General features: G+C 69.1%; 12 protein-coding genes and 1 pseudogene. 3 read left to right on the top strand and 10 right to left on the bottom strand.

Annotated elements, in window-relative coordinates; all coding sequences use genetic code 11:
- Positions 1 to 37 precede the first annotated feature (37 nt).
- A pseudogene (locus tag PO605_RS23500) lies at positions 38 to 622 on the bottom strand (plasmid pRiA4b ORF-3 family protein).
- 187 nt (positions 623 to 809) lie between these two features.
- On the opposite strand from PO605_RS23500, the gene PO605_RS23495 reads away from it, so the two are divergent.
- Complete coding sequence (locus PO605_RS23495; protein WP_016447025.1) at positions 810 to 1,247, top strand: OsmC family protein; 438 nt, start codon at positions 810 to 812, stop codon at positions 1,245 to 1,247.
- 42 nt (positions 1,248 to 1,289) lie between these two features.
- On the opposite strand, the gene azu is transcribed toward PO605_RS23495, so the two are convergent.
- From azu to PO605_RS23470, 5 genes are read right to left on the bottom strand one after another with little or no spacing between them, the layout of a single operon-like run.
- Entirely contained in the window at positions 1,290 to 1,781 is a 492-nt protein-coding gene (gene azu, locus PO605_RS23490; protein ID WP_047473063.1) for an azurin, read from the bottom strand.
- Between the two features lie 46 nt (positions 1,782 to 1,827).
- Positions 1,828 to 2,694, bottom strand: a complete 867-nt coding sequence (locus tag PO605_RS23485) for an ABC transporter ATP-binding protein (RefSeq protein WP_231574477.1) — start codon at positions 2,692 to 2,694, stop codon at positions 1,828 to 1,830.
- Positions 2,691 to 3,779 carry a FecCD family ABC transporter permease gene (locus PO605_RS23480; RefSeq protein ID WP_047473061.1) on the bottom strand — a complete coding sequence of 363 codons (1,089 nt, stop codon included), beginning with the start codon at positions 3,777 to 3,779 and terminating at the stop codon, positions 2,691 to 2,693. Before PO605_RS23480 ends, PO605_RS23485 begins: the two co-directional genes overlap by 4 nt.
- Positions 3,776 to 4,987 carry an ABC transporter substrate-binding protein gene (locus PO605_RS23475; RefSeq protein WP_272206930.1) on the bottom strand — a complete coding sequence of 404 codons (1,212 nt, stop codon included), beginning with the start codon at positions 4,985 to 4,987 and terminating at the stop codon, positions 3,776 to 3,778. Before PO605_RS23475 ends, PO605_RS23480 begins: the two co-directional genes overlap by 4 nt.
- Positions 4,988 to 5,001: 14 nt before the next feature.
- Positions 5,002 to 7,332 carry a TonB-dependent receptor gene (locus PO605_RS23470; RefSeq protein WP_272206929.1) on the bottom strand — a complete coding sequence of 777 codons (2,331 nt, stop codon included), beginning with the start codon at positions 7,330 to 7,332 and terminating at the stop codon, positions 5,002 to 5,004.
- Between the two features lie 152 nt (positions 7,333 to 7,484).
- On the opposite strand from PO605_RS23470, the gene PO605_RS23465 reads away from it, so the two are divergent.
- Together PO605_RS23465 and PO605_RS23460 are read left to right on the top strand one after the other, a co-directional pair.
- Positions 7,485 to 8,249, top strand: coding sequence for a response regulator (locus PO605_RS23465; protein WP_013802320.1), 765 nt, complete (start codon positions 7,485 to 7,487; stop codon positions 8,247 to 8,249).
- The gene (locus PO605_RS23460; RefSeq protein ID WP_272206928.1) at positions 8,249 to 9,682 is read left to right on the top strand and encodes an ATP-binding protein; all 1,434 of its coding nucleotides are present in this window, start codon (positions 8,249 to 8,251) and stop codon (positions 9,680 to 9,682) included. The genes PO605_RS23465 and PO605_RS23460 overlap by 1 nt, the downstream gene beginning before the upstream one ends.
- Here PO605_RS23460 and PO605_RS23455 read toward each other — a convergent pair whose 3' ends face one another.
- The 4 genes from PO605_RS23455 to PO605_RS23440 all read right to left on the bottom strand — a co-directional run bounded on the left by PO605_RS23455 (position 9,683) and on the right by PO605_RS23440 (position 13,012).
- The gene (locus PO605_RS23455; RefSeq protein ID WP_272206927.1) at positions 9,683 to 10,513 is read right to left on the bottom strand and encodes a SprT-like domain-containing protein; all 831 of its coding nucleotides are present in this window, start codon (positions 10,511 to 10,513) and stop codon (positions 9,683 to 9,685) included.
- Between the two features lie 41 nt (positions 10,514 to 10,554).
- Complete coding sequence (locus PO605_RS23450) at positions 10,555 to 11,151, bottom strand: flavin reductase family protein (protein ID WP_272206926.1); 597 nt, start codon at positions 11,149 to 11,151, stop codon at positions 10,555 to 10,557.
- A 47-nt stretch (positions 11,152 to 11,198) separates the two neighbouring features.
- Positions 11,199 to 11,831 carry an NAD-dependent dehydratase gene (locus PO605_RS23445; protein WP_272206925.1) on the bottom strand — a complete coding sequence of 211 codons (633 nt, stop codon included), beginning with the start codon at positions 11,829 to 11,831 and terminating at the stop codon, positions 11,199 to 11,201.
- Positions 11,832 to 11,911: 80 nt separating this feature from the next.
- Positions 11,912 to 13,012 carry an alkene reductase gene (locus PO605_RS23440; RefSeq protein ID WP_047472377.1) on the bottom strand — a complete coding sequence of 367 codons (1,101 nt, stop codon included), beginning with the start codon at positions 13,010 to 13,012 and terminating at the stop codon, positions 11,912 to 11,914.
- Between the last annotated feature and the right edge of the window lie 47 nt (positions 13,013 to 13,059).

The raw sequence follows: 13,059 nt of genomic DNA, 5'->3' as shown, positions 1-13,059 counted from the left end.
GTGTCGGGCAGATGCCGCATCCACCCGTCCCATCTCCTCACCGCAATTTGAAGATGGCCTTGTTCGTGTCGTTCAGGCTGAAGCCTTGAGCATCGAAGGGGCCGCCCCACCACATCCACAAGTCTTCGTGCCGTTCGTGGTCCGGGTTGCGGATGGCTTCCAGGAAATCCATGTAGCCATCTGGGCCACCCACGTCCTCGGGCGGGCAGGCGTTCTGGCCGCTGATGCACATGGGCCAGGTGTTCTTGTCCTCGATGGCGGCCAGGCGCTGTTCGACCACCACGCTGTGCTCCCAACCATCGCCGAAGTCATAGCTGTAGCTGAATTGCTGGACGGTTTCGCCCAGCAGGTCTCCAAGTTTGTACTTGCGTTCGTTGAGCACATCGGGTTCGGTCCATTCCGGGTCGGGTGTGCCGTAGCGCTTTTCCTCGATCCTGAATTCATGGAGGTGGCTGTTTTCTCAGCCCATTGCGGCCTGGATAACCCGGTCCAGTTTGGCCAGAGTGATGGAGCCGGGCACGAGGATGCACCGGCGGATGGTGGGCTTGATGTGCTGCAGCTCGATCCGGAGCTGGTAGATGCAAAGAGGCGTGCTGCGACGCGCTGGGCTTTTGGTGCTCATGGCGCGTAGCGTATCAGCCGGGAATCAAGAGCGGAGACCGCGATAGGGGTGGACGCGCGGGACGGGTCCGTTGACTCATTCGCTGTAGGACTTGCTCCGAGTGGCTGGCGCGCCCCGGGACCACGCCTTGCCCTGTGGCGCCTGTGCTGTGATGGCGGCTTGTCCAACCAACGCACAGGAGAAACACATGTCCGAGAAAACCGCTTCCGTCCATTGGGAAGGTGCAGGCAAGACCGGCCAGGGCCGCATCAGCACCGAAACCGGCGCGCTCAAGGACCATCCGTATGGCTTCGGCAGCCGCTTCGGGGATGACCGCAAGGGAACGAATCCCGAGGAGATCGTGGGCGCCGCGCATGCGGCGTGTTTCACGATGGCCTTTGCCTTTGCCTGCGAGAAGGCGGGCATCGCCACCGAGATGCTGGACACCACGGCCAAGGTCCGGCTTGCCAAGGATGGCGAGGGCTTCAAGATCGACCGCATCGCGCTCACGCTGCAGGCCAAGGTGCCCGGCATCGACGATGCGCAGTTTCAGAAAATCGCCCAGGAGGCCAAGTCCCAGTGCCCGCTGTCTAAGGCGCTGGCAGGCGTGCCCGAGGTGACCCTGGTGGCCACGCTGCTGCATTGAACGCGCAGGCCCTTTGGGCCTTTGCCGCGTGGTGACGCGGCTTCAATCCTCCAGTACCAGCCTTCCCCGCATGGGCAACGCATGCGAGGGATACGAGCAAAAGTAGGTATAGCTCTCGCCCTTTTGCAGGCGCGCCACGGGGAAGGTGACCGAGGCGTGCTCGCCGCCCGACAGCATTTGCGTGGCGGCGATGACGCGTGCGTCGGCGTGGTCCACCCAGGCCCGGTCGGGACCGGCGCGCAGGCCGTCGGCGATGACGGCGTGGATGTCGGCGCTGCGGGCCAGCACCCAGTTGTGCCCGGCTTCCTGCCAGGGCTTCCTGCCGGTGTGGACCAGGTGGACGGTGAAGTTCTCGCAGCGCGCGCTGACGCGGATTTCCGCCAGGCTGAAGCGTTTGCCGGGCTGGCCTTCAATGGTGGTTTCGCAGGCGGGATGGGCCACGCTGGATGCGGGCGTGGGGTGGGCATGCTGGGCCTGGGCGTTCAGGCAGAAGGCGGCCAGCAAGGCAGCGGCGGCGGTGATGCGGGTATGCATTCGGAATCTCCAAAAAAGCGGATGGATCTGGAATCGGGGACCGGGCTCAGGCCGCAGCCGTCAGCCCGTCCACGATGACCTGGGGCAGGCCCTGGGAGCAGGGCTCCACCCGGGCCTGCACGCCGTAGACGTGGGCCAGCAGGGCGGGGGTGATGGCCTGGGCGGGCGGGCCGTCGGCCAGCAGCTGGCCTTGCTTGAGCACGATGACGCGGTCGGCGTGGCGCAGGGCGGCGCCCAGGTCGTGCAGCACGACCAGGGTGGTCATGCCGTGGCGGCGCGTTTGCTCGCGCACCAGCTGCATGACGTGGAACTGGTGGTTGAGGTCCAGGGCAGACAGGGGTTCGTCCAGCAGCAGCACGCGCGGTTCGCGGATCAGGGCCTGGGCCAGGCCTGCAAGCTGGGACTGGCCGCCAGACAGCTCATCGAGGTGGCGCATGGCCAGGTGGGCGATGCCCAGGTGCTCAAGCAGGGCGGCAGCCTGGGTGACCGCATCCGGGGAGCCGGCCTGCTGCGGGCGCGTGGTGTGTGGCGAGGCCCTGCGCGCGGCCAGCAGTGATTCGATGACGCGCAGGTGCACGGCGGCCGGCAGGGCCTGGGGCAGGTAGACGATGCGGCGGGCGCGCTCGGCCAGGCTGGCGTGCTGCAGCTCCTGGCCTTCCAGCGTGACGTTGCCCTGGGCGCGCACCAGGCCGGCCAGGGCACGCAGCAGGGTGGATTTGCCGCTGCCGTTGGGCCCCAGCACCACGGTGAGCGTGCCGGTGCGCAGCGGGGCGATGTCCAGCGATTCGATGACGCGTCGGCGCCCGTAGGAGACGCTGAGACCCTCGATCTGCAGACCATCTTGCGTGAGAGGTGGCAGGTTGGTGGGTGCGAAGTGCGGGGTATTCAGGGAGGTGTTCAGGGTGGTGCTCATGTCCGCCCCCGCGTGCGCAGCACGATGGCCAGGAAGAAGGGAATGCCCACCAGCGAGGTGACGATGCCCACCGGGATGATCACGCCCGGGATCAGCGTCTTGGACGCCACCGAGGCCAGCGACAGCACCAGCGCGCCGACCAGGGCGGCGGCGGGCAGGTAGAAGCGGTGGTCATCCCCCACCATGCGGCGCGCGATGTGCGGTGCCACCAGGCCGATGAAGCCGATGCTGCCCACAAAGGCCACGGACAGTGCGGCCAGCAGGCTGATGCGCAGCAGGGCACCCAGGCGCAGGCGGCGCACGTCCACGCCAAAGCTGGCGGCACGGTCTTCGCCCAGGCGCAAGGCGGTGAGGCGCCAGGCGTTGAGCAGCGAGAACGGCAGCACCAGGGCCAGCGCGGCGGCCAGACCGGCCACCTTGGGCCAGGTGGCGCGCGAGAGGCTGCCCATGGTCCAGAAGACCAGGCCCTGCAGCGCCTCGGCCGTGGCCACGAACTGCAGCAGCGAGACCAGTGCGTTGAAGCTGAACACCAGGGCAATGCCGAACAGCACCACGCCTGATGCGCTCATGCCGCCCCAGCGCGCCACCAGGTCCAGCAGCAGGGCCGAGGCCATGGCGAACAGGAAGGCGTTGGCAGGCACGGCCCAGGCCGTTGGCACGCCGGGCACGCTCCAGTCCAGCACGATGGCCAGGGCCGCGCCAAAGGCGGCCGCCGAGGACAGGCCCAGCGTGAAAGGGCTGGCCAGCGGGTTGGCCAGCACGGTCTGCATCTCGGCGCCGGCCAGGCCCAGGGACAGGCCCACGGCCACGGCCATCAAGGCGTAGGGCAGGCGAATGTCCCAGACGATGACGCGCAGCGCAGGCGGCGCCTGGTCGGCATGGCCCAGGGTGGCGATCAACTGGTCCAGCGCCAGCCCGGAGGGGCCGGTGGTGAAGTCCAGCAGCAGCGCGCCCACGATGGCCGCAGCCAGCAGGGCAAGCACCAGCACGCGCAGTGCGGTCAGGCGCCGGTAGCCCCTGGCCAGCGGCGTGGCGCTGGCGGCCGGGCTGGCGAGCTCCACGGGCAGGTCGGCGGCCATGTTCATCGCACGGCTCCGCTGGCCGCTGTGGCCGCTGCCTTGGCAGGCGCATCGCCCCAGAAGGCGCCGTGCATGGGCAGGGCGGGCAGGAAGCGGCGGTTGATCTCGTCCAGTGTGGCCTGGGGGTCGATGTCGCCAAAGCGTTCTGGGTAGAACCACTTGGCCATGGCCTCGATGGCCAGGATGTTGGTGGGCGCGTCGTAGAAGTTGTGCCACAGGCCGTGGGCGCGGCCCTGGCGAACGGCGCCCAGCACCTCGAAACCGGGGCGCGCGGTCAGCGCCTGCAGGCTGGCCGAGAGGTCGGCCGGTGCCACGCCGCTGCCGGCCTTGAGCATGAGGCGGTTGCTCTGCGGGCGGCTGCCGGTGGCGATGTAGACCTCGGGGTCGGCGGCGATCAGGGCTTCCTGGTGCATGTCGCCTATGGCGCCGGGCACCTTGCCGGCCGCGACGTTGATGCCGCCGGCCGCCTCGATGAATTCGCCCATGTTGCCCTTGCCCACGGTGTGGCAGCACCCGTCCCAGACGCCTGCCAGCAGCTCGGCGAAGACGCGCGGGCGCTGGCTGGTGGGAATGCCCTCCACCCGCTGGCGCACCTGCTGCAGGTGCTGCTCGTAGAAGCGCGCATAGGCCTCGGCCTGTTCCTCGCGGTGCACGGCCTTGCCCAGGATGCGCATGCTGGCCAGGGTGTTGCGCACGGGCTGGGCGCGAAAGTCGATGAAGACCACGGGCACGCCGGCCTTCTTGAGATCGTTGACCAGGCCGCTCTGGCGCCCCGGCCCATGTCCGCCCAGGCCGAAGATGGCGATGTCGGGCCGCGTCGATACCGATTGCTCGACGCTGACGCTGTCTTCCGAGGTACGGCCGATGACCGGGATGCGGTCTATGGCCGGGAAGCGGCGCCGGTAGTCGGCATAGCCGTTGGGGTCGGCGAAGGGCAGCTCGCCCTGCCACCCGGCGATGCGGGCCAGGGGCTGGTCACCCTCGATCAGGGCCAGGGCGTAGAGGAAGCGGCCCTCGCCCAGCAGGATGCGCTCCACCTTGGCGGGGATTTCGACCGTGCGGCCGACGATGTCGACCACGGTGGCGGCCGGTGCATTGGCAGCGGTGCCGGCAGGCGAGGCCGCAAGCGCGGAGGCGGACAGCAGGGCGGCGGCGCAGGCTGCGGCCAGCGCCAGCAGTGCGCGGCGTGTGGTGAGACGTTGGATGGATGTCATGGTGTGGCCCCTGCTCAGAAGGACAGGTCCAGGCCCGCCGTGTAGGTGCGGCCCGCGCCCGGCACGCCGTAGAGCTGGAAGCCGTCCAGCGAGGCGCCGATGCGGCTCCAGTAGAAGCGGTTGGTGAGGTTGTTGATGTTGAAGCGGGCCGTGAGCTGGCGGTTGATGCGCCAGCTCAGCGCCAGGTTCTGCACGAAGTAGCTGGGCGCTTTCTCGTGGTCGGCCACATAGATGGGGTGCACGCCGTTGGGACCGTTGACGGTGCTGGACGTATTGTTCTGGCCGCCCACCATGACGTTGTCCGTATAGCGGCGCTCGCCCACGTACTGCGCGCCCCAGCTCAGGGTGACGGCGGGCGTGACCAGGAAGGAGGTCCAGACGCTGCCGCTCCAGTCGGGCACGTTCCTGGCCTCGGCGCCTGCGTTCGCGCCCTTGGTGAGGCGGCTCTTCAAGTGGGACAGGCCGGCATACACCGACCAGCGCGGCGTGATCTCGCCCTGGGCGCCCAGCTCGAAACCCTGCACTCGCTTGGCGGGCAGGGCACGAACAGGCGAGACGCTGTCGGGGCTGTACTCCCACGATTCACTCAGCTCGGTGCGGAACACGGCGCCGGTCAGCGACAGGCGACCGCCCAGCACGTCCCACTTGCTGCCGGCCTCCCAGGTGCGCGACAGGGCTGGCGCATAGGCCAGCTGGGCGGCCGTGCCGTAGACGCCGTTGTTCGTGGTCACGCCCATGGCCGAGGGCTGGGCCGCGCGGCTGTAGGAGACATAGATGGAGCCCTCGCTGGCCGGCTTGTAGACCAGGCCCAGGCGGCCGCTGAGTGCGCCGTCCGTGCGGCTGGCGCCGCCGTTGCTGGCCTGCCAGCGGTCGTAGCGCAGCGCCGTCTGGGCCTGCCAGCGCGGCGAGAAGGTGATGGTGTCGTTCACATACACGCCCGCGTTCTGCACCGTGGCGCGCGCGCTGCCCGCGCCCACCACCGTGGGCGTGCCCGGGAAGATGGTGGCCGGGTTGGCCATGTCGAAGCCCAGCGTCCCGGTGGGCAGGTTCATGCTGCGCTCGCGGTCGCCATAGGTTTCGCGGTACAGCTCCAGCCCTGCCGTGAGGTCGTGCTTGAAACCTGCCGTCTCGAAACGGGTGCGCACATCGGTCTGGTTGTTGGCGATGGTGTAGCGCTTGGACACGGCTACCGAGGCCAGGCGCAGCGAGGCATTGGCGCCCGCCGTGTCCACCAGGCCGTAGTCGCCATAGGACAGGATGCCGCCCGGCGCCGTCACCAGCCCGCCCAGGCCCACATAGCCCAGGGAGTTCTTGCTGCTGCCGCTGTTGAAGCGCGCGGGCGCCAGCACGCTCCAGTTGTCGGCACGCTCGTAGCGGAACTGGTTGCGCACCGTGGTCACGGGCGAGAGGTCATGCTCCACGCGGGCCGTCACCATATCCGTGCGCGACTGCTGGGTGTAGAGGTCGGAGGCGCCGTACCAGGCATTGCGCGGCACGCCCGGCATCACCTGGCCACCCGTGCCGCGCTGAATGGGCAGGCCGCCATCGGGCGTATTGTCGTCCACTTGGTGGAAGACGTTGACCACGGTGCGCGTGGACGTGCCCAGGCCGTGGGCGAACGAGGCTGCCACGCCGTAGCGGTCGTAGTCCACCACGTTGCGGCCGGCCACGTCGTTCTGGTGCTTCATGAGGTTCAGGCGCACGGCGCCGGTCTCGCCCACGCTGCGGTTCAGGTCGGCCGTGATGCGGCGGTAGCCGTCGCTGCCCACGCCCACCGAGCTGTTGTAGAACGTGTCGCGCTTGGCTTCCTTGCTGACCAGGTTGACGCTGCCGCCCACGGCGGACACGCCCGACTCCACCGAGCCCGTGCCCTTGTAGACCTCGGCCTGCTCCAGGTTGAAGGTGTCGGTGCGGCTGGCCATGCCGCCGTCGCGCACGCCGTCGATGGTGATGGCCTGCTCGGCCGAGAAGCCGCGGATGGTGAAGAAGTCACCCCAGCCCAGATTGCCCTCGCCCGAGGTGAAGGTGATGCCGGGCACGTTCTGAAGCACCTCCTGCAGGCTCTGGGCGTTTTGCTCGCGGATCAGCTCGGCCGGCACCACGCTGATGCTTTGCGGCGTGTCGCGCAGCGGCTGGGTGAGCTTGGGCGACTGCACGGCCTGCGGCTGGTAGGCCGGGGCCTCACGCGTGGAGCGGACCTCGACCGTGCCCAGGGGCGATGCCGCAGCGGCTGCAGTCTGGGCCACGGCCAGGGTGGGCGCAGCCAGGGAAGAGAGGGCGCCCAGCGTCAGCGCAAGGCTGGTGGACAGGGCGGGAGGGAAACTGTTGGAGTGCTGGGAAGACATGGCAGCGAATCACTAGAATGAAAATCGTTCTTATTGACGAGCAGGACTCTAGTGACGCGACAGCGCAGACAGGCCAGCGGCCGCCGGGCAAATGCAATGCTCCATTGCACAGGCCGCCGCCACAACATTCCATTACAAAACGCCGTGCGCCAATGCAATCCATGAGCGCACCAGCCGCCGCATCCCCGGCCGCCCAGGGGCCGCGCATCCTGGTGGTGGACGACGACCCCGACATCCGCGAGCTGCTGTGCGACTACCTGCGCGCCTCGGGCATGCGCCCGGCCGCCGTGGGTGACGGCCAGGCCATGTGGGACTGGCTGGGCCGGCATGCGGCCGACCTCATCGTGCTGGACCTGATGCTGCCCGGCACCGACGGCCTGGCCCTGTGCCGCAGCCTGCGCGAACGCACCCACATTCCCGTGGTCATGCTCACGGCGCGCGGCGCCTTGCTGGACCGCATCCTGGGCCTGGAGATGGGGGCCGACGACTACCTGCCCAAGCCCTTCGATCCGCGCGAGCTGCTGGCACGCATCAAGGTGGTGCTGCGCCGCGTGGCCCAGGCACCGGCGCCGGCCAGCGAGCCGGAGCATCTGCCCGTGCTGCGCTTTGCCGGCTGGACGCTGGACATGCGCGCGCGCGAGCTGCGCTCGCCCCAGGCCGTGCTGGTGCCGCTGGCCCAGTCCGACTACCGCGTGCTCTGCGCCCTGGCCAGCAACCCGCACCGCACGCTGAGCCGCGACTACCTGGCCGACCATGTGTTCGGTCGCGAGCGCCAGGCCCAGGACCGCGCCATCGACGTCTGCGTCAGCCGACTGCGCCAGCACCTGGAAGACCCCGCGCGCCAGGCCAGCCTGATCCGCACCGTGCGCAACGCCGGCTACGTGCTGACCTGCGACGTGGTGCCGCAGGCATCGTGATGGCTTGGATGCAGGCCGGCGCGCTGCTGCGGCGCCTGTGGCCGCAGACGCTGTCCGGGCGCGTGGCCCTGATCCTGGTGGCCGGCATGCTGGCGGCCCAGGCGCTGACGGGCACCATCTGGTGGGAAAGCCGGCGCGGCCAGCTGCTGGAGGTGCCGCTGCGCCTGCTGGGCGCGCGCGCCGCCGATTCGCTGCTGCTGCTGTCCTCCCTGCCGCCCGAGGCGCGGGCCGCCGCCGTGGGCACGCTGAGCACGCAGGGCTACCAGCTGACCCTGATCGATGCGGCCCGCGCACGGCGCCTGATGGAGGACCTGGCGTCCCATCCCGCCGATGCGGCCGACGCCATGGCCGGCGATCTGCTGGCCGATGTGCTGGCGCGGCGCGTGGGCGCGGCCGTGCCGTTCCACCTCCTGGCGCTGGAGCTGCACGGCGGCGCGGAAACTCTGCTCACCGCCCATGAGCCCGAAGCCCATGTGCGCATGCTGCTGGGCCTGGGCAACGGCCAGTGGCTGCAGGTGCAGGCCGTGGAGGGAGAGGCCGGCTACCCCGTCAGGCCCTACTGGGCGCTGGCTGACTATGTGCTGCGTATCTACCTGCTGCGCATCATCGTGGTGGTGGTGGTGGCTCTGCTGGCCGTGCGCCTGGCCATGCGCCCGCTGGCGCGCATGGCCAGCGCGGCCGACGCGCTGGGCAAGGACCTCAAAAGCCCGCCCCTGCCGCTGGACGGCCCGCGCGAGGTGCGCCAGGCGGCCCAGGCCTTCAATGCCATGCAGCAGCGCATTGCCGATGGCGTGGCCGAGCGCACGCGTTTCTTTGCAGCCGTCTCGCACGACCTGCGCACGCCCATCACGCGGCTGCGCCTGCGCTCGGAAATGCTGGAGCCCGAAGCCCTGCGCGACAAATTCCGCCGCGATCTGCAGGAGATGGAAGCCATGGTCACCGCCACGCTGGACATGCTCACCGGCGCCGACGCGCGCGGCGAGCACCAGGCGCTGGACATCAACGCCCTGGTGCAGGGCGTGGCCCAGGACCTGGGCGAGGCGCATGGAGTGCACATCCCCATCACGGGCCGCGCGCTGCGCCCGCTCGATTGCTATCCGCACAGCCTGCGCCGCTGCCTGCAGAACCTGCTGGAGAACGCGCTGCGCTATGGCCGCGACGCCGAACTGCGCATCAGCGACAGCGACGATTTGCTGCGCATCGGCGTGCTGGACCGGGGGCCGGGCATTGCCCAGGAGCAACTGGCCCAGGTGCTGGAGCCGTTCTACCGCATGGAGGCCTCGCGCAACACGGGCTCTGGCGGGTTTGGCCTGGGCCTGTCCATTGCGGATGCCGTGGCCAAGGCACACGGCGGGCGCATCGTGCTGGCCAACCGGGAGGGGGGCGGGCTCGAGGCTGCGCTGGAGCTGCCGCGCCAGACTGCTGCCCGCTGATCAATCCTGGGCCGTGAAGCCTTTGCCGCAATCGCCGCAGACCAGGTTCAGCCCGGGCTTGCCCCAGACATTGACGGGCGCCGCGCAGCCGCCGCAGCGGTACTTGACGCGCAGGGACTTGTTGACGGGCTGCACCATGGTCTCGCCGGTGGTGGAGCCCGGCACCGCCACCGAGGTGCCCACGGGCCGCACGGCTTCGGCCAGGGCGGGCACGGAGGACATGGGCGGCTGCGTGCCCTGCATGCCCTGGATCTGCGTGGCCATGCTCCACTGGCCCGTGACCACATGCTCGATGGCGGGAAAGCGGTCGTACCAGCTGAGCTGGAAGCGCGTGGTCAGCAAGGCATCGCAGGCGGCCAGGAAAGGGCCGCCTGCGATCGCGTAGTCGGCCATCATGTCGCCCGTGCGCCGCCCGCCCGGCCGGCCCGTGGACGAGGGCATGAGGCCCAGCGATTCCAGCTTGTCCGCCCATTCCTCGTTGTGATACCGCGCGCGGCCCGGCTTGCCGAAGTGGTGCTGCCACAGGTGGGTCATCTCATGCACCAGGGTCTGCAGCGTCTCGATGATGGGCACGGCCGCGAAGTAGGCGGGGTTGAGCGCAATCTCGTCCGTGGTGCTGCCATCCAGCGACGCAAAACGCGCCGCAGAGAAGTAACCGCAGGTGCGCTTTTCGCGCTGCAGCGTGATCAGGCAATGGGGCAGGGCATCGTCGAACAGGCGCTGGTTGAAGTGCTCGTAGGCCTGCTGCAACTCGGAATAGGTTTCGCGCGTGGGGACTGCGCGCGAAGAGGCAAGGGAAGAGGCAAGGGAAGAGGCAGTGGCCGAGAGCATGGCTGGATTGTGCAATACAGCCATGGCGCCATTGGCGAGTTTCAGGGCGGTCCGTCCTGCACCTCGTCCTGCACGTTCAACGCCTGCCCAATCGCATAGAACTGCCCACCCGCCACGTAGTGCAGGCTGCGCAGCGCGGGGTCGGCGTTCTCGAAGTGCCAGTGGCCGTCGCTGAACACGCGGGTGTCGGACCAGGCGCCCACGATCTCGCCGATGAACAGGTCGTAGGCCTGCTGGTTGTGGGGTTCGGGGATCAGCCTGCAGGCCAGCCAGCCGGCGCAGCCGTCCACGAAGGGCAGGTCGAACCCTTGCATGCCGAACAGCTGAACGCCGCTGGTGGCGAGCTTGCCGGCATCGGTGGACAGGCTGAGCGTGCCGACCTGGTGCGTGAGCTGCAACTGGGCAGCCGTGGGCACCTGGATCACGAACATGCCGCTTTGCTCGACCAGGGCGCGCGTGGCCGTGGCCTTGTCCAGCACCACGGTGAGCTTCGGGGGCGCGAAGTCCAGCGCGCAGCACCAGGCTGCGGCCATGACGTTGTCCACGCCGCCATGGCGGGCCGAGACCAGGACGGTGGGGCCGTGGTTGATCAGCCGGTAGGACTTGGCGAGATCGACCGGGGCGATATGCGGGTTCATGCAGGGGTTCCTGAAGGGTTCTGTTTTTGCGCGTGCAGGCGCCGGGTTCATTCGGCCAGCGCCTCGGAACCCACGATATGGACGCCGGGCCTGGCGTTGACAGCAGCCTCTATCAAGGCCTGGGCAATGCGGTGCGCGGGGTTGAGCCGCCAGCGCCGGGGCAGCAGCGGGCCCAGGGCGCCAAGAAGGCTGACCATGAAGCGCTCGCCCGCCCGGTGTTCGGTGCGCGGGCCGCTGATCAGGCCGGGGCGCACGAAGGTGAGGGAGGCAAAGCCTTGCGCCCGCAGGTCGCGTTCGAGCTCACCCTTGACGCGGTTGTAGAAGATGCGCGAGCCGGCATCGGCGCCCATGGCCGAGTTCAGCACATAGGTGGCTGTGTCATGGCGCCGCGCCAGCTGTGCGGCCAGCAGCGGATAGTCATGGTCCACACGCCGAAAAGCAGGCCGGCTGCCGGCTGTCTTGATGGTGGTGCCCAGGGTGCAGACCAGGGCATCGGCCCGCCACCAGTCGGCGTCTTCGGGCAGGTGCTCGAAATCGACGAGGGGGGCGAGCAGCCTGGGATGCGCCGGCAGCGCCCGGCGTACCGGGGCCACGACGCGGGTGATGCGGCTGTCGGCCAGGGCCTGTTGCAGCACCTGGCTGCCCACCAGCCCCGTGGCGCCCACGATCAGCAGTTGCATGGCTTGGTCTTTCGATTGGTCATTCGATGAGGACGCAGGTCAGCCAGTGTGCCGCAGATCGCGGGGCGCCAGTCCTGTGCTCAGGCTGCCACAGGCCAGTCGATGTAGCCCTTTGCGCCGCCGCCGTAGTAGGCCTCGTGCGGGGCCACGGCCAGTTCCTTGCCATGGCGCAGGCGTGCCACCAGGTCGGGGTTGGCGATGAAGGGGCGGCCGATGGCCACGGTGTCGATCAGGCCCTTGGCGCGGCGGTCCATGGCCAGTTCCAGGTCATAGCCGTTGTTGCCCATGTAGGCGCCGTCAAAAAGCTTGCGCAGCGCGTCCAGGTCCACGCCGGGCGGCAGTTCGCGCGAGCCGCCGGTGGCGCCTTCCACGACGTGCAGGTAGGCCAGGCCGAAGCGGTTGAGCTGGGGGATGAGGTAGCCGTAGAGGGCCATCACATCGCTGTCCAGCGGCGTGTTGCCGGCGTTGGGTGTGACGGGCGACAGGCGGATGCCCACGCGGTCGGCTCCCCAGACCTTGGCCACGGTGTCGGTGACTTCCAGCGTCAGGCGGGCGCGGTTTTCGATGCTGCCGCCATAGGCGTCGCTGCGGTGGTTGGTGGAGTCGCGCAGGAACTGGTCGAGCAGGTAGCCGTTGGCCGAATGCACTTCCACGCCGTCAAAGCCTGCACGCTTGGCGCATTCGGCCGCATGGCGGTATTGCTCGACGATGCCGGGGATTTCGCTGGTTTCCAGGGCGCGGGGCATGGATACCTCGGCCACGCCGTTGGGCGTGAAGGTGACGCCTTCGGCCTTGATGGCAGAGGGGGCGACAGGGGCCACGCCACCGGGCTGCAGGTCCACGTGCGAGTAGCGGCCCACGTGCCACAGCTGGGCCACGATCTTGCCGCCGGCCGCATGTACGGCGTCGGTGACCTTCTTCCAGCCGGCGACCTGTTCCTCGGTCCAGATGCCGGGGGTCAGGTTGTAGCCGCGGCCCTGGGCCGAGATGTTGACGGCTTCGCTGATCAACAGGCCCGCGCTGGCGCGCTGGGCGTAGTAGGCGGCGTGCAGTTCGGTGGGCACGCCGTCGTCACCGGCGCGGCTGCGGGTCAGCGGGGCCATGACGAAGCGGTTGGCGAGCGACAGGCCGCCCAGTTGGGTGGGGGAGAACAGATCGGTGTGAAGGCTATGGTCGGTCATGGTGTGCAGTGGTGGTGGTTGAACAAAAGGAAGAGGGATAGGTAAGA

The sequence above is a fragment of the Delftia sp. DT-2 genome (assembly GCF_028401915.1).
GTDB lineage: Bacteria > Pseudomonadota > Gammaproteobacteria > Burkholderiales > Burkholderiaceae_C > Comamonas > Comamonas tsuruhatensis.
Note: the sequence above shows the minus strand (reverse complement) of the source record. Positions and strands in the feature narration are given on the sequence as shown.

Coding starts and splice junctions, on each gene's coding strand:
- PO605_RS23460 (WP_272206928.1), top strand. CDS start 8,249: ATGGCTTGGATGCAGGCCGGCGCGCTGCTGCGGCGCCTGTGGCCGCAG.
- PO605_RS23495 (WP_016447025.1), top strand. CDS start 810: ATGTCCGAGAAAACCGCTTCCGTCCATTGGGAAGGTGCAGGCAAGACC.
- PO605_RS23470 (WP_272206929.1), bottom strand. CDS start 7,332: ATGTCTTCCCAGCACTCCAACAGTTTCCCTCCCGCCCTGTCCACCAGC.
- PO605_RS23465 (WP_013802320.1), top strand. CDS start 7,485: ATGCAATCCATGAGCGCACCAGCCGCCGCATCCCCGGCCGCCCAGGGG.
- PO605_RS23475 (WP_272206930.1), bottom strand. CDS start 4,987: ATGACATCCATCCAACGTCTCACCACACGCCGCGCACTGCTGGCGCTG.
- PO605_RS23455 (WP_272206927.1), bottom strand. CDS start 10,513: ATGCTCTCGGCCACTGCCTCTTCCCTTGCCTCTTCCCTTGCCTCTTCG.
- PO605_RS23440 (WP_047472377.1), bottom strand. CDS start 13,012: ATGACCGACCATAGCCTTCACACCGATCTGTTCTCCCCCACCCAACTG.
- PO605_RS23485 (WP_231574477.1), bottom strand. CDS start 2,694: ATGAGCACCACCCTGAACACCTCCCTGAATACCCCGCACTTCGCACCC.
- PO605_RS23480 (WP_047473061.1), bottom strand. CDS start 3,779: ATGAACATGGCCGCCGACCTGCCCGTGGAGCTCGCCAGCCCGGCCGCC.
- PO605_RS23450 (WP_272206926.1), bottom strand. CDS start 11,151: ATGAACCCGCATATCGCCCCGGTCGATCTCGCCAAGTCCTACCGGCTG.
- azu (WP_047473063.1), bottom strand. CDS start 1,781: ATGCATACCCGCATCACCGCCGCCGCTGCCTTGCTGGCCGCCTTCTGC.
- PO605_RS23445 (WP_272206925.1), bottom strand. CDS start 11,831: ATGCAACTGCTGATCGTGGGCGCCACGGGGCTGGTGGGCAGCCAGGTG.